The sequence below is a fragment of the Thauera butanivorans NBRC 103042 genome (assembly GCF_001591165.1).
GTDB classification, from domain to species: Bacteria; Pseudomonadota; Gammaproteobacteria; order Burkholderiales; family Rhodocyclaceae; genus Thauera; species Thauera butanivorans.
Map to the genome: position 1 here is coordinate 1 of NZ_BCUG01000056.1, position 20364 is coordinate 20364.

Below are 20364 nucleotides of genomic sequence, written 5' to 3' on the forward strand. Positions count from 1 at the left end.
TCGGGCATTCGCTTTCCGTGCTTGATCGCTAAATGGATAATATGAATAGGCACGAATCGGCCAGGGTTTGTCATGTGTTTGGCAGTTGTTTCGGTAAACTGCAAACGCTTTGCTGGAAATCCTTGCAACCTATTGCGAAGCAGCGGAAGTGTCTTGGCCGTTATCTTTGATGTGGCAGAAGTGGCTGCGCGCCCGGTCGCCAGTCGGGTAGCTGCGCTGAACCCATTGCGCATGAATTTTACGGCCGCAGGGCCTATTAGAATCAAGTCGTATGGATCAATGATAGGTGCTTCTAGGGGGGCTTCCTCGATCCCGACGTATTGACCAGAAATGTCAAAAATATGCCATACATTTTTCGCGCCTTCGTGGATGAATCCGACGCACGCTCCGGATTGATCGTCGATAATGGGGCGGGCACCATGTGGAAGCGATGGAATGACAACAGCAAAGGCTGCATCGGTAGTGCTTGGCCGAGAGCTTGAAAGAGGCTGCCCTGCTTCAGTTCCTGAATAAAGGGGGCTCATGGTTTAAGTGAAGCAGTATTCATAAACGATAACGTCTTTCATTATATTTTAGAGGCTGACTCGATCCGTGTACGGGCCGACAGGGGAAATGCCCGCTTCAGACGTGGAGCTGGTTCAACTGCCGCGCGATGATGTCGTGGTTGAGCCACAGCACCGGCCCCGACGGCGCCGAGGCTTCGCGCAGGATCAGCGCGCCGCTGGCTTCCAGCACCAGGCTGCTGAGCAGGTCGGTGATCAGCGCCGAGCGGTCCTTGTGCATCTGCACGATGTCTTCCGAGGTGCCGATCTGCAGGTCGGCCTGGGCCTGGCTGTTGGGCTGCGGCCAGGCGGCGAAGTCGCGGAAGCCCTGCATCACCTCGCTGCCCTGGAAGGCGGCGATCTTCTGCAGCACGTCTTCGAGCGTGTGGCCGTCGGCCAGCAGCGCACGGCAGGCCTGCCATTGCGATTCCGCCCAGGCGCCGCCGCCTTCGTGCTTCAGCGCCTGCAGCAGCGAGATCAGCGGCAGTTCGACGCCGGCGAAGACGTCGGTGGAGTTGGTGCGGATCTCCGGACAGTTGAACACCGTGGCCTTGACACCCTTGTCCCAGGCGGCCCGGGCGATGCGTTCGAGCCGCATCTTGGCGTAGCCCTGGGTGTAGTTGGTGTAGGTCTGCCACTGGTAGCGGCCGTCGATGAGGATCTCGGTGCCGTGGTAGCCGTAGGCGGTGTAGCGCACCTGGCCGCCGGCCGCCTCGATGCGGGCGCGAATCGCCGCGCTGCCCTCGATCAGGTGCTGGAAGGTGATCGCCGAGACTTCGTCGAAGTTCTGCAGGATCAGCTTGCCGAGGTCGCTGTCGAGCAGGGTCTGCGAGGGCATGAAGCGGTCGCCGCGGCCCTTGTAGATGCGGTTGGCGATCACCATGAAGACCTTGGCGCGCGGAATGCCGCCGGCCATCGTGTGGGCGAACAGCACGTTGCGGCCGTCGCCGATGAGGCTGTCGATTTGTGTCATCGCTTCGGCCACCGCGGCCTGGAAGCGGCGGGTGCCGAGTTCGCGGCATTTTTCGATGTGCGCCCAGTCCAGCTTGTCCTGCTCCCAGCTCTTCAGCGTCATCTTGTTGAGCAACTCGGTCGGCGTGGGTTCGCCGGCCGGCGCGTCGAGGTCGAAGCCGGCCATCAGCGGCACGTTGATGATGCGCCCGCCCAGGTTGGCTTCGGCTGCCGCCAGTTCCTCGTCGTTCAGCGGCCGCAGCGCATTGTTGTCGTCGCGCCGGCCGACGGTGATGCCGACGATGTCCATGCCGGCCTTGCGTGCTTCATTGACGAGGCCGCTGGCATAGCCGCGGCCGAAGAGTTCGCCGAACAGCACGAACACGTCGCCCTTGCGGAAGATGTTGGTCTGCGGGAGCTGGGTCAGGGAGATGGGGCTGTTCATGTCGAGGTGCGCCAGGCGGCTTGGCCGAAAGTGAAGGTAGGCGCGATTGTACCCGGCTGGAACTGTGCGCATGGCGCTGCCGCAGTGCCCGGCCGTAGCGCGGATTGCCGCTTGTTAAACCGGCAATCGGATAAGAGATACCGTTCGCCCTGGGCTTGTCGAAGGGCATTGGCCCGAACAGGGCTTCGACAGGCTCGGCCCGAACGGTATTTGCTTGCCGGGCTGATGGCGGGTGCCGCTTCGGGGGCCTTGGTTTCAGGCTGGCGGTGCCAGCAGCGGCGCGCTGCGTTCCGAGGCGACCATGATCAGCTTCATCGTCGCGCGGGTGGCACCGACGAAGAGCTTGCGCATCGCCGTGTCGTCCATCGTCTCGAAGTCGATCTCGGTGAAGATGATGCAGGGCGCGGACTGGCCCTTGAAGCGGTAGACCGAGTCGATCAGCAGTTCGCCCTGCGAGTGCTCGGGTTCGCCGAGCAGGTCGTAGCGGCCGGTGAAGGCGCGCAGGCGGTGCGGGCCGAGCTGTTCGAGCGGGGTGAAGCGCGAATGCTCGCGGCCGCGGAAAGTCAGCAGCACGATCGCCTCGCGGCGGAAGCCGAGGCCGAGGGCGCGGGTGATCGCGCGCTTGGTGGCATCCATCAGGCCGGCGTCGTCGCGCCAGGCCAGTACGTCGGGGCCGCTGTCGGCCACCGGGCTGCCGGCGCGGATCGGCGCTGGCAGCGGCAGGCGGGCATTGAGCAGCGCCAGCACGTCGGCTGGGGTGCGGTAGTTGGTGTCGGCGGTGAGCCCGATCCAGCCGGGCAGCGCCACCGGCGGGCGGGCGTAGAGGTTCTGCAGCGGATCTTCCAGCCACCACGCCCGGCCGCCGGGCTTGAGCAGCGCGAGCAGGGCGTCGCGCCACGGCTCCATGAAGTCCTGGCCTTCGTCGATGATCAGTTCGTCGAACTGCCAGTCGGGATGCGGCTGTTGGGCCACCAGCGCGGCGAAGTCCTCTTCCATGCGGCGGAAGGCGCCGGGCACGCCGAAGCGGGGTGGCCGGCCGGCGGCGCGCAGGCGGCGGTCGCAGAGCTGGTGGTAGGTGGCGATTTCGCCGCCGGCCGGGGCGATGCGGGCGAAATGGTCGGCGAGCGGGCGGTTGTAGCAGACGTACAGCGGCCGGCGCCCGGCGGCGAGGGCATCGGTATGGGCGGCGAGCGCGAGCTGGGTCTTGCCGCTGCCGGCGGTGGCGGTGATGCGCAGCCGGTGCGGCGTCGCGCTGATGCGCCGCGCCCATTCGGTGAGGCCGCCCGACAGCCGGGTGGTCAGTTCGTCGGCCTGGCCGATGTGGGCCTGCACGTCCGGCACCAGTTCCAGCAGGTCGGCGAAGAAGCGGTGCAGTGCCTGCAGCCGGGCGTCGTCGGCCGGCGGGTCGCCGTCCTGCGGCGTGGTCAGCGCGCGCACGGTGGCGGCCAGGCTGTCGCGCCGCGGTGCGTCGACGATGCGCGCCGGGTCGAGGCCGGCGCTGCCGGGCTGGCGCACGGTGTGGTCGGGGCAGTGGAGCAGGGTGTCGAGCAGCGGCTCGGCGCCGTCGAGCGCGGGGCGCAGGCGGGCGCGCAGGGCGTCGGCGCTGCGCGCGAGCTCGTGGCTGACGATCCGCGCGCGCTTGCCCGGGCGCACGAGCCCGTCCGCGGTCTCGTCGAGAAAGCCGGCGTGCTGCTCGATCAGCAGGATGCGGCCGCCGGGGCCGAGCACGGCGAAGCTGACGTCGCCGAAGATCGTCTGCGGGCCGTCGGCGCGGGTCCAGTGCAGGCCGTGATAGATCGTCCAGTCCGGCGGTAGCGCGTCGGCCAGCAGTGCGAGGGTGCTGCGTTCGCGGCCGCGCGCGCCGGCGGCGGGAAGCTGTCGCCAGCCTTCGGGATGAGTGCGTGCCATGGCGTTTCGTGCGCGGTGAGGAAAGGAATGGAAAAGAGATACGAAAGAAGGATGTAACCGAATGCACCAAGTGTCGACTCCTTCACACCGTCAGTGTATCAAGCATGCGTTATGCTCGCCGCGTCGCGCCATCGAGGCGTTTCGAGTATCGAATGGAGTCGCCGTTTTGTTCTTGCGCCACCCTGTCCAGTCTGCAGCCTTGGGCTTCGGCACGCTGGCCGTGTCCGTCGCTTCTGCCTGTGCATGGGCGGCGGATGCCTTCTTCGACGACGTGCCGATCGTCCTGACCGCATCGCGCATGGCGCAGTCGCCGGTGGATGCGCCGGTCGCGGTGACGCTGATCGACCGCGAGATGATCGAAGCATCCGGCTTCACCGAAATCCACGAGCTGATGCGGCTGGTGCCGGGTTTCCTCGTCGCCGACTGGCCGGACGGCTCGCCGATGGTGGCCAATCATGGCATGAGCGATGCCTATGATCGCCGCATCAAGGTCATGATCGACGGGCGCACGGTCAACAGCCCGGCGTGGGGCAATACCAACTGGCATGACCTGCCGCTGAGGGTCGATGACGTCGAGCGCATCGAGGTCGTGCGCGGGCCCAACGGCGCGGCCTATGGCGTCAATGCCTTCGACGGGGTGATCAACATCATCACGCGTTCGCCGGCGACCGAGAGCGGCGTGGCGGTGATCTCGCGGATCGGCGACGATGGTTTCCACGACCACGGTTTCCGCATCAATGGCGATGCCGACGCGGCGATCGACTGGCGGCTGTCGGGTTCGCACCGGCGCGCGGTGAATTTCCGCCCCTACCGGAACGAGGATGGCGCGCTGGAAGCGCGCAAGATCGTCGAGCGTTCGGTGCTCAATTTCGGCGCCACGGCGCAGTTGTCCACGCAGGACGAACTGCAGTGGATGCTGGGCCTCAGCCGCGGCAGCACCGACCGCGGGGCGCCGGGCAGCCTGGAACATCCGCTGCGCGAGGACGACATCCATGCGCACTACGTGCATCTGGGCTGGAAACGCAGCTTCGCGGTCGATTCCGAGCTGTCCGTGCAGTTCCACCATCAGCGCGAGCGTGCGCGGGTGCCGTGGCAGGTCACGGTGCCCGGGTTGGGCCTCTTGTCCGTGGGCATGGACAGCGACGCGCAGCGGGAAGAGCTCGAAGTGCAGTACGGCGCCAGGCTGTCGCCGGCCTGGCGCTTCATGCTCGGCGCGGGCGTGCGCCGCGAGGCGGCGCGTTCGCGGTCGATGTTCGATACCGGCAGCACGATCAGCGGCGTCAGCAGCCAGCTGTTCGGCAGCGTGGTGTGGTCGCCGGTCGAGCACCTGAGGGTCGATCTGGGTGGTACGCTCGAAGACCATCACTACAGCGGTTCGCTGTTCTCGCCGCGCTTGGCGCTCGGTTATGCGCTGACGCCCGATTCGGCACTGCGTTTTTCGGCCGGCGTGTCGTACCGGACGCCTTCGCTGATCGAGTCGCATGCCATGCAGGTGATCCGCGTCGGTTCGGAGATCAAGCGGATCGGCGCCTGGGCGGGAGCGGACACGCAGCCGGAGCGGGTCAGGCATGCCGAACTGGGCTATGCGGCGATGTTCCGGGAGCTGGGGCTGGGCGTGGATGTGCGGGCCTTCTACCAGGAATATGACGACTACGTCGATGACGAGCGTTGCTGGTATCCATTGCAGCCCTGGGAAAGGCCGCCGAGGGAGTCTGCCTGGGCGTGCCCGCCGCCGCCGGTGGACTTTGCGCCGATCGAATGGGACTGGCAGGCCAGCCGGGGCCCGAGTTCCTTCGTGTTCCGGAACGTCGGCAGCTTCCGCGTGACCGGCGGCGAGTTCAGCATCGACTGGCGGCGGCCCGGCTGGGGCCGGGTCGTGCTGTCGCAGGCCATCATCGATGTCGATGTGCAGGGTGCCAGCGTCGATGAGGATTTCGAGACCAGCGCGCCGAGTTCGATCACCTCGCTGCTGCTGATCAAGGAATTGCCCGGGCGCTGGCGCGCCAGCCTGGGCTATTACCGGCATTCGTCGATGAACTGGCTCAACGATGGCGATCGCGTGCCCGAGCAGGACCGCGTCGACCTGAAGCTGTCGCGCCGCTTCGGCGGCGCCAATTCGGGCAGCGAAGTGGCGCTCGTGGCGCAGAGCGTGGGTGGGCGATACGTCGATTTCCATGCCGGACGCTACCGCCGCGAGCCCCAGCTGTTCGGCAGCCTGCGCCTGACGTGGTAGCCGTGCCGATGGTCCGGCGGTGGCGGTTCCGCCTGCATGTCTGCCTGCTGCTGATGCTGCTGGCGGGGCTGGTGCCGGCCGCGCGCGCCGGGCTGGAAGTGGCATTGGTGGTGTCGCAGCGAACCGGCCCGCACGGGGTGTTCGCACAGAACTTCAGCCGCGCCGCGGCCAGCCTGGGCCATCGCGTAGTCGATGCCGGCTCGCTGGACGAAGGCCTGGACGACGTCGCCCTCGCGCGTGCCGACCTGGTCATCGCCAGCGGCGAAGCGGCGCTGGCGGCCGTGCTGCGCCTGCATCCGCGCCCGACGCTGGCGGTCATGCTCGGCCGTGCGCGCTTCGAGAACATCCGCCGCAGCCATGCCGACCGGCCTTTGTCCGCCGTCACGCTCGACCAGCCGGCGGAGCGGCAGCTGCGCCTGCTCCAGGCCGTGATGCCCGATGCGCAGCGGGCGGGGATACTGTTCGGGCCGGAACGGCTGGGTGCCGAGTCCTTCGAGCGGGCGGCGGAGGCGCTGCAGATCGATCTGGTGGAGCGCGTGGTGAGCGACGAGAGCGGCCTGATGAAGCAGCTCGAAGCCGTGTTGCGCGAGTGCGACGGCCTCATCGCGCTGCCCGATGCGCTGCTCTCCACGCCTGTTTCGGTGCGTTCGATCCTGCTCACCAGCTATCGCTACCAGCGGCCGATCATCGCGTTTTCGCGCGCATACGTCGAAGCGGGCGCGCTGGCCGCCATTTTCACCACACCGGAACAGGCCGCCGCCGATCTCATCGCCTGGCTGCGCACCCAGGATGGCGGCCGTGTCGAGCTGCCGCCGGTGAGCGGTCCGGCCTCCTTCGAAATCGCCGTCAACCGCCAGGTCGCCCGTGCGCTGGGCATCAACGTGGCGAGCGACGAGGAGCTGTTGCGTTTCATCGCCACGGGAGTGCGTCGATGAACGTCGCCCGGATCCCGTTGCGCAGGCGCCTGCTGCTGACCGTCCTGTTGCCGATGTCGCTGCTCATCGCTGCGATGGCGGGCCTGTTCCTGGCCCGCGGCGAGCGCATGACCCAGGATGCGATCGTCGAACGCGGTCTCGCCATCGTCAGCTTCTTCGCCCCGGCCGCCGAGTATGGCGTGATTTCGGGCAATGCCGACAACCTCAACGATCTGATCGAAGCGCTGCGCAAGTTGTCGGGCGTGGCGGCCGTGGTGCTGTACGAGCGTGGGGGCGAAGTCATCGCCGCGCGCGGGACGCCGCATCTGCTCGATGCCGCGCGCATCAAGGCCGTGCACGCGCCGATGCGGCTCGAGCAATGGGGCAGCTTCAGGGGCTTTGCGGCGCCGGTGATGTCGGTGCCGATGGTGGTCGACGAGGTCGGGGGCGAAGGCGAGATACCCAGGCCGGAGCCGGTCGGCTGGGTGTATGTCGAACTCGAGACCAGCGCGCTCGATGCCGAGTGGCGGGCGACCATGATGACCACGCTCGGCCTGGCGTTCGTGATCGTGCTGCTCACCGCGCTGCTCGCGGCGCAGCTGACGAGCCAGGTCAGCCGGCCGCTGGCCCGGCTGGCGGATGCGGTCAAGCGCATTGCCGGCGGCGAGCGCGACGTGCAGGTGTCCGATGCCGCCGGCAGCGAGGAACTGCACGAGCTGCAACAGGGTTTCAACTCGATGGCGCGCGCCATCGACAGTGCCCACCAGCACATGCAGGCCCGGATCGACGAAGCCACCGAACGACTCGCCTACCAGGCCATGCACGATCCCTTGACGGCCCTGCCGAACCGCCGGGCCTTCGAGCTGGCGCTTGCCGAAATGGTCGCCACCTCGCGCCGGGTGGGCGATCATGGGGCGCTGTGCTTCATCGATCTGGACAACTTCAAGACCGTGAACGACACCGTCGGCCATGCCGCGGGCGACGCGCTGCTGTGCCAGATCGCCGATCTGATCCGGCACCGGCTGCGCGCGGGCGACATGGTGTGCCGCATCGGCGGCGACGAATTCGCCATGATCCTGCGCGGCTGCTCCAGTGCCGATGCCCATCGCATCGCCAGCGGCGTGTGCGACGCGGTCCGCGAGATGCGCTTCGAATGGGATGGCCGCACTTTCCGCGTCGGCGCCAGCATCGGCTTCGCGATCATCGACCCGTCCGTCGACAACGTCACGGACGTGCTCCGGGCGGCCGACCATGCCTGCTACGCGGTGAAGCGCGAAGGGCGGGGCTACGCCATGGAGTACCAGCCCGAGCCGGCGGAAAACGGCGGCGGGCCCGTATAATCCGCGCTCGATCCGCGCGGGCGCACTTGCCGGCGCATCGCCCCTGCGCCTTGCCCGGCAGTCCCGCCATGTTCCATCTGAGTTTCTCGAACCGCTTCGAAATCCTGCTCGACAGCCTGCTCGAACGGCTCGGCGCCGAGCAGCGGGGGCCGTTCGGCCAGCGCCAGGTGGTGGTGCCGAGCAGCGCCCTGCGGCGCAAGATCGAATTGGCGATGGCCGACCGCGAAGGCATCTGCGCCAACCTCGGTTTCGATTACCTCGCCCAGTGGCTGTGGCGGCAGATCCGCCTCGTCGTGCCGGTGCCGGAACGTTCGCCCTTCGCGGTCGGGACGCTGGCCTGGCGCATCCACGGCCTGCTCGATCCGGCGCATGAAGCCAATGCCTGGCTGGCCGGCCATCCACGGCTGGCGCGCTATCTCGAGCGCGCAGACGCGCGCATGCGCTTCGAACTGGCCGAGCGCATCGCGCAGGTCTTCGACCTTTACCTGACCTATCGTCCTCAATGGCTCGAGACCTGGGCGGGCAGGCGCGGCGCGGCGCTCGGCGCCGGCGCCTCGGCGGCCGAGCGCGAGGACGAGGCCTGGCAGGCCGAGCTCTGGCGCCGCATCCACGAAGGCTTGGCGCTGGGCCAGGAACATCCGGCGCGGATCTTCCTGCGCCGCGTCACGGCGATGTCGGGCGAGGAACTGGCCGCCGCCGGCCTGCCCGCCTCGGTGCACGTGTTCGGCCTGCCGGCACTGCCGCCGCTCTATCTCGACATGCTGCGCGAGCTCGCGCGCGTGGTCGAGGTGCGGCTGTACGTGCTCAACCCCTGCCGCGAGTTCTGGTTCGACATCGTCGATGCGCGCCGCCTGTCCTGGCTCGCCGCGCGCCAGCAGGACATGTTCTTCGAGACCGGCAACAGCCTGCTCGCGGCCTGGGGCAAGCAGACGCGCGCCCACATCGGCCTGCTGTTCGAAGGCGAGCACGCGGTGGAGGAAGAGGCCGCCTTCGCTCCGCACCCCGGCCGCCATCTGCTGGCGCGGCTGCAGAACGCCATCCTCGACCTGCAGGAGCTCGAACCGGCCAGCATCCGGCTGGCGGCGGCCGACCGCAGCATCGAAGTGCAGGTCTGCCATTCGCGCACGCGCGAGCTCGAAGTGCTGCACGACCGCCTGCTGGGCCTGTTCAAGGCCGGCGCCGGCACGCCGGAGGCGCTGCAGCCGGCGGACGTCGTGGTGCTGATGCCCGATCTCGAGAGCACCGCGCCGCTGATCGAAGCGGTGTTCGGCACCGTGCCGCGCGAACGGCACATTCCCTGGCGCATCACCGGCCTCGGCGGCCGGCAGGACAACCCCGTCGCCAGGGTGCTCGACCAGGCGCTGCAGCTCGCCGCCGGCCGCTTTCCCGCCAGCCAGGTGTTCGACCTGCTGCAGCAGGCGCCGGTGGCGGCGCGCTTCGGCCTCGACGAAGCGGCGCTGGAAACGATCCACGACTGGATGCGCGAAGCGGGCGTGCGCTGGGGGCTGGAAGCCGGCGGCAGCGACGATGGCGTGCTGCGGCCTGCCGGCCACACGCTGGAAGACGGCCTGCATCGCCTGTTCCTCGCCTGGGCGGCGGGCGACGCCGCGCAGCGCGCCACTTTCGCCGGCCACGTCGGCGCCGCGGCGCCGGAAGGCCAGGCCGCGCTCGCGCTCGGCGGCTTCTGGCGCTACGTCGACAGCCTGCGCGCGATGCGCGACGAACTGCAGCGTCCGCATGACGGTGAAGGCTGGCGCCGGGTACTCCATGCCGTGCTGGAGCGCCTGGTCGATGACAGCGCCGAGCACGCCGACGCCTTGCGCGAAGTTCGCGCCGCCATCGCCGCGCTGGCCGACGACATCGCCATCGCCGGCTGCGAAGCCGAGTTTCCGCTCGATGTCGTGCATTGCGCCCTGGCCGCGCGGCTCGACGACCCCGCGCGCGGCGCCGTGCCCGGCGGCACGGTCACCTTCTCCGCGCTGTCGGCGCTGCGCGGCTTGCCGTATCGCGTCGTCTGCCTGATCGGCCTGGACCAGGGCGCCTTCCCCGGCAGCGACCGCCCGGCCGAGTTCGACCTGATGAGCGCCCGTCCGCAGGCCGGCGATCGCCAGCGCCGCCTCGACGACCGCAACCTCTTCCTCGATCTGGTGCTGTCGGCGCGCGAGGTGCTGCACCTGTCCCATGTCGGCCGCAGCGTGCGCGACGGCTCGGCGCTGCCGCCGTCGGTGCTGGTCGATGAACTGCTCGACACCCTGGCCAGCGCCTGTGCCGCCGAGGCCGGCGACCCGCAGGCCGTGGCGCAAGCACGTGCGCGTCTGGTGCTCCATCATCCGCTGCAGGCCTTCGCCGCCGATTATTTCGTCGCTGCCGATCGCAGCGACGCGCGGCTGGCGAGCTTCAACGAGGACTACGCCAGGGTGCTCGCCAGCCGGCTGGCGGCCGGTGCGCAGCCGGTGGCGATCGATGCGGAAGAGGCAATGGAGAATGGGGACGATGTCGAGGACGACGGGAACGAGTCCGGGGCCTTGCCGGCCGCAGCCTGGCCGGCCGCGCCCTTCTTCGTGCTGCCATTGCCGCCGCCCGAAGCCGCCTGGCGGGAAGTGGATCTGCAGCAACTGACGCGCTTCTTTTGCCACCCCGGCCGCTACCTGCTGCGCGAGAGGCTGGGGCTGGAACTGCCCGAGGCCGAAGCCGAGCTCGACGACGTCGAGCCGATGCTGCCCGACTGGCCGGCATCCCAGGCGCTGGCGCGGCGCCTGCTGCCGGTGCTGCTCGGGCCGGAGGAGGATGCGTCCGAAGCGTCCGCGCTGTGGGCGCTCGCCCGTGCCGGCGGTGAGTATCCGGCCGGCCGCCTGGGCGAGGGCGCGCTCGAACGCGAACTCGGCAGCCTGTGCACCTTCGCCCGCCGCCGGCGGCAGCTCCAGGCGGAGCCGGCTTTGCCGCCGCACGTCGCGCGCGTCGAGGCCTGCCTCGATGGCGAGACCTGGACCTTGTCCGCGGCTTTCACCGATCTGCGCTCCGATGGCCTGCTGTTCGCGCGCTACGACGACACCCGCGCCGCCGATTGCCTGGGGGCCTGGCTTGCCCATCTGCTGCTGTGCGCGGATCCCGCCCCCGGCGCGGCGGCGCGCACGCGCGGCCTGTCGCGCGACGGCGGCTTCGGCTTCCGGCCGCTGGCCCGGGCGCAGGCGCGGGCGGAATTGCACGCGCTGCTCGCGCTCTACCGCGAAGGCCTGGTCCGGCCGCTGCATTTCTTCCCCAAGTCTGCCTGGGCCTGCATGAGCAGCGGCGGCAAGGACAGCGAGGCAGTGAAGAAATGGAGCGGCGGCAAGCGGCCCGAGTTCGGCGAAGCCAACGACCCGGCCTGGCGCCTGGCGCTCAGGGGCGAACAAGGGCTGCCCGGCGAGCGCTTCTTCGAACTCGCGCGCCAGGTGCTGGGGCCGCTGTTCGAACACCTCGAGGACGCCTGACCGGACCGACGCCATGCCGCTGACACTTGCCGAACCCGTCCATAGCGAACTGATCATCAAGAAGAGCCGCTTCATCGGCTGCGTGCAGCCGATGGCCGACCGCGCCAGCGCGCAGAAGGTGGTGGCCGGCCTGTGGGCCGAGCATCCGGGCGCCCGCCACGTCTGCTGGGCCCTGCTCGCGGGCGGGCAGTCGGCGGCGGTGGATGACGGCGAACCCAGCGGCACCGCCGGCCGGCCGATGCTGGACGTGCTGCGCCACCAGGACCTGGAAGGCGTGCTCGCCACCGTGGTGCGCTATTTCGGCGGTATCAAGCTGGGCGCGGGCGGGCTGGTGCGTGCCTATACCGATAGCGTCGCCCAGGCCTTGCTGGCTGCGACCAAGGTGCCGATCGTGCGCCTGCGGATGCTCGGCTGCACCGTGCCCTACGCGCAGGAAGGCATGCTGCGCCGCGAACTGGATGCGGCCGGTGCGGCCTTGCTGGATGTCGCCCACGGCCAGGCGGTGACGCTGCGCTTCAGCCTGGCCGAGGATGGTGCCGCCGCACTCGTCGCCCGCCTGAACGAGCTGGGGCAGGGGCGGCTGCTGTGGCTGGACGGGCAGGAAGCATCCGGCGGGGAATGAGCCGGGGGCAGAGTGACACCGTTCCATGTGACACCGCCCCCTGGCCCCAATACTGTTCGTTCAAGCAAGCGCTCTTTGACCGTAGGAGCGGCTTTAGCCGCGAAAGCAGCGCCTGGGGGTGACATCATCAAGCCCCATCGCGGCTGAAGCCGCTCCTACACCGGAAGGGAATCTCCCAAGTGGACAGCATTACCCCTTGGCCTGTGCCTTGCCGCGCCGGCCAGGGGGCGGTCTTGTCCTTGTCCGAGCGCGATTATTCTTCCAGCAGGCTGCGCAGCATCCAGGCGGTCTTTTCGTGCACGTCGAGGCGCTGGGTCAGCACGTCGGCGGTCGGCTGGTCGTTGGCTTCGTCGACCAGGTCGAACAGCGCGCGCGCGGTGCGGGCGGTGGCTTCCTGGGCGATGACGAGGTGGCGGACCATGTCCTCGGCCTTGGGCACGCCGTCGACCTCCTTGATCGAGGCCAGCTTGGCGAACTCCTTGTAGGTGCCCGGTGCCGGGAAGCCCAACGCACGGATGCGCTCGGCGATGACGTCGAGCGCGTTCCACTGCTCGGTGTACTGGTCCATGAACATCGCGTGCAGGCTGTTGAACTGCGGGCCGGTGACGTTCCAGTGGAAGTTGTGCGTCATCAGGTACAGCGTGTAGCTGTCGGCCAGAAAGGCGGACAGGCCGGCGACGATCTTCTTGCGCTGATCCTCGGGAATGCCGATGTCGATCGCCGGGGTTTTCATCTTCTTGCTTGCCATGTGCGTGATCTCCTGCATGAAAGAGGATTCGGGGCCGTTCAGCGGCGTGCCGTCCGGCCTGCGATGCAAGTCGGATGTCGCCGTACGCGAATCGGCTGAGCGATCAGAATACCGCTTAAACGCATCGCTGCGTTTGATTCGGGCGATTGACGCGGGCAATCAGCGCTCGCCGGCAGGCCGGATGACCAGGGTGCCGTGCTATCGTCGCCTGTCCCCGTCCTCCGCCGTGACGGCGCTTCTTCGACCGCTTCTTTTCTCACCATGTCCGCAGCTCCGGAACTTAACGTCTTTGATTGCCCGCTGGACGGCATCCGCCTGATCGAGGCCTCGGCCGGCACCGGCAAGACCTGGAACATCTGCGGCCTGTATCTGCGACTGCTGCTGGAGCGGGAGCTGCCGGTCGAAGCCCTGCTGGTCGTCACCTTCACCAAGGCGGCGACCGCCGAGCTGTCCGGCCGCATCCGCGAGCGCATCGTCGAAACCCTGCGCGTGCTCGACGGCGCGGCGGCGGGCGACGACCCTTTCGTGCCGCAACTGCTCGACACGCTGCGGGCGCGCGGCATCGACGATGCGCGGACGAGTGTGCGCCTGCGCCATGCGCTGCAGACTTTTGACGAAGCGGCGATCTTCACCATCCACGGCTTCTGCCAGCGCGCGCTGGCCGACACGCCTTTCGCCGCCGGCCTGCCTTATGCGCTGGAACTGGTCGAGGACGATGACGCGCTGCGGCTGGAAGTGGCGCAGGACTTCTGGCGGCGCGAAGTCGCGGGCAGCGCGCTGCCGCCAATGCTGGCGGACGAACTGCTGAACCGGGGCGACTGCCCCGCAGGCTGGGCCGGCATCCTGCAGCGCCACATGGGCCGGCCCTGCGCCCGCGCGCTGTGGGACGAGGGCACGGACGGCGGCGAAGGCGCGGCCGCGCTGCCGGCGGCCGAGGCGCGGTTGCGGCAGGCCTATGCCGCAGCACGTGCGCTGTCGGAGAGGCTGGACGAAGCCGTCGCCTGCGTGAATGGCGCGCTCGACGGCCTCAACGGCACGCGCTACAAGCCGCAGGCGATCGGGACCGCGGCCGGCCAATGGGCCGGCTGGCTGGCGGCGGACGATCCCTTGCAGCCGATTGCCGGCGAGCACGGCGACAAGTTGAGGCTGTTCGCCGCCGAGGTGCTGAAGCAAGGCATCACCGCCGCCGGCAGCAGGAAGGGCATCGCTGCGCCGTGCCATCCCTTCTTCGATGCCGCCGGCGAACTGCTGGCGGCGCGGGCGGAAGTCGATGCCCTGCTGGCGACCGCCCGGCTGAGCCTGCTGCGGCGCTTCGTCGACACGGCTGCGGACGAGTTGCGCCGGCGCAAGGCCGAACGCCGCCAGATCGGTTTCGACGACATCCTGTGGAACGCCTGGCAGGCCCTGCATGCGGGTGGACAGCCCTGGCTGGCGGCGGCGCTGCACGCGCGCTACCCGGTGGCGCTGATCGACGAGTTCCAGGACACCGATCCGCTGCAGTTCGGCATCTTCGATCGCATCTATCGCGCCGAAGGCCGCCACGGCAGCCTGTTCCTGGTCGGCGACCCCAAGCAGGCGATCTACAGCTTCCGCAGCGCCGACCTGCACACCTATCTCGCCGCGCGCGAGCGCACCGATGCGCGCTATACGCTGCGCCACAACCAGCGCTCGGCGCCGGCGCTGATCGAAGCCTGCAACCAGCTGTTCGGCGCCAACCCGGCGGTGTTCATGATGGACGGGCTGGACTACGTGCGCGTCGGCGCCGGCAGCCGGCCGCGCAAACCGCTGGCGGACGCCACGGCGCCGGCCGGCGAGGCCCCGCCGCTGCAGCTGTGGCGCATCCCGCGCGACGACACCCAGGCCGACAGCGACGAGGGCGGCGGCACCCGGCTGCCGCGCGAACAGGCGCTGCAGCGCGCCGCACGCGCCTGCGCGGCCGAGATCGCACGCTTGCTGGCAGCCGGTGCGACCGGGCAGATCCGTATCGGCGAGCGGCCGCTGGCGCCTGCCGACATCGCCGTGCTGGTGCGCAGCCACGGCCAGGGCGCGCGCATGCGCCGCGCACTGGCGGCGGTCGGCGTCGGCAGCGTGGAACTGTCGCAGGCCAGCGTGTTCCACACCGACGACGCCGAAGAGCTGGAACGGGTGCTGCTGGCGATCGCCGAGCCGCTGCGCGAGCGCCGCGTCAAGGCTGCGCTCGCCACCGTGGCGATGGGCTTCGACGCGGCAGCGCTGGCCAGGCTGGCCGAGGATGAAAGCGCGCTGCTCGACAGGCTCGACGCCTTCGTGCGCTGGCGCGAGATCTGGCTGTCGCGCGGCTTCGGCGTGATGCTGCGGCAGTGGCTGAGCGACGAGGACGTCGCCGCCCGCCTGCTCGGCCGCCCGGATGGCGAACGCCGGCTGACCAACCTGATGCACCTGGCCGAACTGCTGCAGCAGATGGCCGGCGACGCCGCGCCCGAAGTCCTGCTGCGCACGCTGGCCGCGCAGCGCCGCGAGGGCAGCGGCGGCGAAGCGGCCCAGCTGCGGCTGGAGTCGGACCGCAACCTGGTGCAGATCGTCACCATCCACCGGGCGAAAGGGCTGGAATACGGCATCGTGTTCTGTCCCTTCCTGTTCGACGGCCACGCCGGTGGCCGCAGCGAAGGCCCGATGCGCGCCTGGCACGACGACAGCGGTCGACTGGTGCTCGACTACCGCCAGGCGGCAGCGCAGGACGAAGCGATCAAGGCCCGCCTGCGCCGCGAACGACAGGCCGAGGACCTGCGCCTGATCTACGTCGCGCTGACGCGCGCGGTGCACCGCTGCTACCTGGTGGTGGGCTGCTATGCCAAGCGCGGCAAGACCATCAGCCATACCGAGAGCGTGCGCAGCCTGCTCAACTGGATGGTGGCCGGTGCCGGCACGGCTGCCGATGCCTGGGCCGGCTACAGGTCGACGCCGATGGACATCGAGGCCCGCTGGCGCGCGCTTGCCGGCGCCAGCCTGTACGAGGGCAAGCCGGTCATGCAGTGGTCGGATCTGCCGGACGGGCACGGCGAAGCACTCGCTCCGGCCGGCGGTGCCGGCCAGCGGCCGCGCGCGCTGCGGCCACCGGTGGTGCCGGCCGGCTGGCGCATCGGCAGCTTCAGCGCGCTGATCGCCGGCGCGGCCCGAGGCCAGGTGGCGCCGGAGCAGGCCGCGCTGGACCACGACGCCAATGCGCTGGATGGCGGCGAACTGGCGGCGCTGACCGGCCTGGCTGCCGCCGTGGACGCGGTGCCGGCGCCTGCGCCGGCGGACGACGACATCCTGCGCTTTCCGCGCGGCCCGGTGGCCGGCGACTGCATGCACGCGCTGTTCGAGCAGATCGACTTCACCGACCACGGCGGCTGGGAGCAGGCGATCGCCGCCGCGCTCGCCGCCCATCCGCAGCGGGCGCCGGCCGGCTCGGCGGCCCTGTCGCGGATGCTGCGCCGCATGCTCGCGGACGTGGTGGCCACGCCGCTGCTGGCGGAGCCTCCGGGCGCCGGACTGCGCCTGGACAGCGTGCCGCGCACGCACCGGCTGACGGAGCTGGGCTTCCATCTGCCCACGCCGCGGCTGACGGCAGCGCAGCTCGACGGCTGGCTCGCGGCGCGAGGCTACCGCGTGCCCAGGCTGTCCTTCCGGGAGCTCGACGGCTACCTGAAAGGCTTCATCGACCTGGTGTTCGAGCACGATGGCCGCTACTGGCTGCTCGACTGGAAGTCCAACCACCTCGGCGACCGTCCGCAGGACTATGCGCCCGCCGGCCTCGAAGCCGCGATGCAGGCGCACGGCTACCATCTGCAGCACCTGATCTACAGCGTGGCGCTGCACCGCCACCTCGGCCGCAGCCTGCCGGACTACGACTACGAGCGCCATTTCGGCGGCGCGCTCTACCTGTTCGTGCGCGGCGTGCGGCCGGGCTGGCTGCTCGGTGGCCGGCCGGCCGGCGTGTTCCACCACCGCTGCCCGCGCAAGGTGCTCGAAGAACTCGATGCGCTGCTGGCCGGCAGGGCCGAAACCGCCATCGTGGAGCCGGCATGAACGATCTCGCCGAGGGCTTCGCCCGCCACCTTCTTGCCTGGGCCGATACGCTGCAGGCGCCGGCCGGGAGCCGCGCCGTGCTGGCTTCGGCCGTACGCCGGCTGGCGGTCGCCACCAGTGCCGGCCACGTCTGCATGCCGCTCGCTGCGCTCGCCGGCCCGGCGGACGGCGCATTCGCCGACGCCGAAAGCAGCCTGGAGGAGCCGTCCGCGCTGATGGCGGATGCGGCTGAAGCCCTGGACGGTCTGCCGCCGGGCAGCGATACCCCGCCCGGGGCGGAAGCCGATGCTGTCCGGCTCGAACGGCTGCGCGGCGCGCTGCGTGCCAGCGGCGTGGTCGCCGGCGTGGCGCAGGCGGTCGGCGGCGCATCGGCGCATCCGCTGGTGCTCGACGACGAGGACCGTCTCTATCTGCGCCGCCATTTCGACCAGGAGCACGGGCTGGCCGCGGCCCTGGTGGCGCGCGCCCAGCCCGCGGAGACGGTGGAAGCACCGGGCGCCGAACAACGGGTGCTGCTGGACAGCCTGTTTCCGCCGCGCGCCGCAGCCGCGCCCGACTGGCAGAAGCTTGCCGTCGCGCTGGCGCTGCAAGGGCGGCTGACGGTGATCAGCGGCGGACCGGGCACCGGCAAGACCACCACCGTCGCGGCCTTGCTCGCCTGCCTGCTCGAACGCGAACCAGCCCTGCGCATCGCGCTGGCCGCGCCGACCGGCAAGGCCGCCGCGCGCATGCTCGAAGCACTGCGCCAGCGGGCGCAGGCGCTGCCGGCCGGACTCGCGGCCAGGCTGCCGAGCGAGGCATTCACCGTGCATCGCCTGCTCGGCGTCACCCCGGAAGCCGGCCGTTTCCGCCACCATGCCGGCAAGCCGCTGGCGGTGGATGTGCTGGTGGTGGACGAGGCCTCGATGCTGGACCTGGCGCTCGCCGCCCGCCTGGTGGATGCGCTGCCGCCGGTGGCGCGGCTGGTGCTGCTCGGTGACAAGGATCAGCTCGCCGCCGTCGAAGCCGGTGCGGTGTTCGCCGAACTGTCGGCGCAGCGCAGCTTTTCTGCCGGCATGCGTGCCCGCCTGGCGCAGATCGACCCGGCGGTCGATACCGGGGCGGTCCATGCTGCGGCGGCCGAAGCCAGCCTGCTGCAGGACGAAGGCGAGGATGGCGAAGCAGGAGAGGGCACCGCCGCACTGGCCGATTGCGTCGTCTGGCTGACCGAGAGCCACCGCTTCCGCGCCGACTCCGGCATCGGCCGGCTGGCGGCCGACATCCGCGCCGGCCGTGGTCAGGCCGCGCTCGCCTGGCTGGCGGCCGGCGGCGACGAATCGGCGTGCTGGATCGAGGATGGCGGCGAGCGTCCGGGGGCCGACGCGCTGGCACGCATCGAAGCGGGCTATGCGCCCTACTTCGCGCTGCTGCGGGCCGGCCTGGGGACTCGGCCGGGGACTCGCCTGGATGAGGCTGCGGCTCTTCGCCCGCTCGACGTCTCCGCTGCGATGCAGGCGTTCGAGCGCTTCCGCGTGCTCGTCGCGGTGCGCGACGGCAGCCGCGGGCTGGTCGCGCTGAACGCCCATCTCGAAGCCCGGCTGCGCGCCGTCCTCGGCCTGGCGCCGGACCGCAGCGCCGCCGGGCGCTGGTATCCGGGGCGGCCGGTCATCGTGCTCGCCAACGACTACCGCCTCGGCCTCTTCAACGGCGACGTCGGCCTCTGCCTGCCCGACGAACAGGGCAGGCTGCGGGTGTTCTTCCCAGCGGCCGAGGGCGGCTTCCGCCCTGTTCCGCCGCTGCGCCTGCCGGCCCACGACACCGCTTTCGCGCTGACGGTGCACAAGAGCCAGGGTTCGGAGTTCGACGAGGTGCTGCTGATGCTGCCGGCGCAGCCGCTGCGGGTGCTGACGCGCGAACTGATCTATACCGGCGTCACCCGCGCCGCCAGGCGGGTGACGGTGGCCGGCGCCGGCGAGGTCTTCGTCGCCGGCTGCGCGGCACGCACGCTGCGTGCCTCGGGATTGCGCGCGCGCATGAGGGAGGTCGTCAAGCAATGAGCCGTCGCCTCCGCAAGTCGCCGCTGGCCCGTGCGCTGCAGCGTGCGACGGCTGCGACGACGGCGATGACGCGCAAGTCGCTCGCCGCGGGAACGCGGGCGGTGGGCAAGGCCGTCGCGCAGACGGTCGATGCGATCGCCGCGCCGCATCGGCCGCCGCCCGGTGCCGGGGACTGGATCGCCGGCCAGGCGCTCGGTCCGGCAGGCGTGCGCCGCTTCCACCTGTTCCGGCCGCCCGGCATCCGCCACGACGAGCGCCGGCCGCTGCTGGTGATGCTGCATGGCTGCGGGCAGACGGCGGCGCAGTTCGCCCACAGCACCCGGATGAACCGCATCGCCCGGCGCGAGCGCCTGCTGGTGCTGTATCCCGAGCAGGATCGCAGCGCGAATCCGCAGGGCTGCTGGAACTGGTACGACACCCGCAGCCGCCACGCCGATGCCGAGGCGGAGACGCTGATGGCGGCGATCGACCAGGTCTGCCTGCTCTACCCGGTGGACCGCGAGGCCATCGCGCTGGCCGGCATCTCGGCCGGCGCGAGCATGGCCGCGCTGCTGGCGGCGCGCCATCCCGACCGTTTCGCCGCGGTGGCGATGCACTGCGGCGTGCCGCCGGGCAGCGCCCATTCGGCCGCCACCGCACTGGCGGCGATGGGCGGGCGGCGCACGGCGAAAGCGGATCTGGCGCCGGATGGCGGGCTGCCGCCGCTGCTGGTGATCCACGGCCAGGCCGATCGCGTGGTCGCACCGGCCAACGGACGCGCCGCGGCCGAGCTGTGGGCGGCCGCTTCGGGCGCGCGGGCCGGCGAGCCGCGCCGCATGCAGCGCGGCGTGCGCCGGCCGATGACGGTCACCGATTACCGCGCAGGGCGCCGGCTCGCCGCGCAACTCGTCGAGGTCGAAGGGCTCGGCCATGCCTGGAGCGGCGGCGACGCGCGCCAGCTGTTCAGCGACCCGCAGGGACCGGATGCGTCGGGCATGGTGTGGCGCTTCGTTGCCGCGTCCTTGAAGCGCCGCGCGGCCACGCAAGCGTGACGCGACGCACGCCGCGGCGCGCGGGCGCTCGCTTGGCGTAATCCGGGGATGCGATCATGTCGGCCCCGAATCTC

At 70.3% G+C, this 20364-nt stretch carries 12 protein-coding genes; 8 read left to right on the forward strand and 4 right to left on the reverse strand.

Going from position 1 to position 20364, the window contains the following annotated elements; all coding sequences use genetic code 11:
• The 3 genes from TBU01S_RS24060 to TBU01S_RS18665 form a co-directional block, all read right to left on the reverse strand.
• A partial coding sequence (locus TBU01S_RS24060; protein ID WP_157659206.1) for a hypothetical protein occupies positions 1–524 on the reverse strand: 524 nt, incomplete at its 3' end.
• A gap of 97 nt (positions 525–621) precedes the next feature.
• The gene (locus tag TBU01S_RS18660) at positions 622–1938 is read right to left on the reverse strand and encodes an enoyl ACP reductase FabMG family protein (RefSeq protein WP_068638908.1); all 1317 of its coding nucleotides are present in this window, start codon (positions 1936–1938) and stop codon (positions 622–624) included.
• 255 nt (positions 1939–2193) lie between these two features.
• Complete coding sequence (locus TBU01S_RS18665; protein ID WP_068638910.1) at positions 2194–3846, reverse strand: ATP-binding domain-containing protein; 1653 nt, start codon at positions 3844–3846, stop codon at positions 2194–2196.
• A gap of 220 nt (positions 3847–4066) precedes the next feature.
• Between TBU01S_RS18665 and TBU01S_RS18670 the strand changes: the two genes are divergently transcribed.
• From TBU01S_RS18670 to TBU01S_RS18690, 5 genes are all read left to right on the forward strand, one after another.
• Positions 4067–6079: a TonB-dependent receptor plug domain-containing protein gene (locus tag TBU01S_RS18670; RefSeq protein ID WP_245650979.1), complete on the forward strand. Its 2013-nt coding sequence runs from the start codon at positions 4067–4069 to the stop codon at positions 6077–6079.
• An 8-nt stretch (positions 6080–6087) separates the two neighbouring features.
• Entirely contained in the window at positions 6088–7014 is a 927-nt protein-coding gene (locus TBU01S_RS18675) for an ABC transporter substrate-binding protein (RefSeq protein ID WP_068638912.1), read from the forward strand.
• Entirely contained in the window at positions 7011–8333 is a 1323-nt protein-coding gene (locus tag TBU01S_RS18680) for a diguanylate cyclase (RefSeq protein WP_068638914.1), read from the forward strand. Before TBU01S_RS18675 ends, TBU01S_RS18680 begins: the two co-directional genes overlap by 4 nt.
• A gap of 68 nt (positions 8334–8401) precedes the next feature.
• Positions 8402–11803 carry an exodeoxyribonuclease V subunit gamma gene (recC, locus tag TBU01S_RS18685; RefSeq protein ID WP_068638916.1) on the forward strand — a complete coding sequence of 1134 codons (3402 nt, stop codon included), beginning with the start codon at positions 8402–8404 and terminating at the stop codon, positions 11801–11803.
• A gap of 13 nt (positions 11804–11816) precedes the next feature.
• A complete protein-coding gene (locus TBU01S_RS18690) occupies positions 11817–12425 on the forward strand; it encodes an IMPACT family protein (RefSeq protein WP_068638919.1) in 609 nt (202 codons plus the stop codon).
• 253 nt (positions 12426–12678) lie between these two features.
• Here the strand turns inward: TBU01S_RS18690 and TBU01S_RS18695 are convergent, their stop codons facing one another.
• On the reverse strand, positions 12679–13173 hold the full coding sequence (locus TBU01S_RS18695; RefSeq protein ID WP_068638954.1) for a Dps family protein: 495 nt from the start codon (positions 13171–13173) through the stop codon (positions 12679–12681).
• Between the two features lie 261 nt (positions 13174–13434).
• Between TBU01S_RS18695 and recB the strand changes: the two genes are divergently transcribed.
• Genes recB through TBU01S_RS18710 form a run of 3 tightly spaced genes read left to right on the forward strand, consistent with a single transcriptional unit; the run spans position 13435 to position 20290 of the window.
• Positions 13435–17223: an exodeoxyribonuclease V subunit beta gene (gene recB / locus TBU01S_RS18700; protein ID WP_068638921.1), complete on the forward strand. Its 3789-nt coding sequence runs from the start codon at positions 13435–13437 to the stop codon at positions 17221–17223.
• Positions 17220–19259 (forward strand): exodeoxyribonuclease V subunit alpha, encoded by a 2040-nt coding sequence (gene recD / locus TBU01S_RS18705; RefSeq protein ID WP_068638923.1) that lies wholly within the window; start codon positions 17220–17222, stop codon positions 19257–19259. The genes recB and recD overlap by 4 nt, the downstream gene beginning before the upstream one ends.
• Positions 19256–20290: an extracellular catalytic domain type 1 short-chain-length polyhydroxyalkanoate depolymerase gene (locus TBU01S_RS18710; RefSeq protein WP_068638925.1), complete on the forward strand. Its 1035-nt coding sequence runs from the start codon at positions 19256–19258 to the stop codon at positions 20288–20290. The genes recD and TBU01S_RS18710 overlap by 4 nt, the downstream gene beginning before the upstream one ends.
• The last annotated feature ends 74 nt before the right edge of the window (positions 20291–20364 follow it).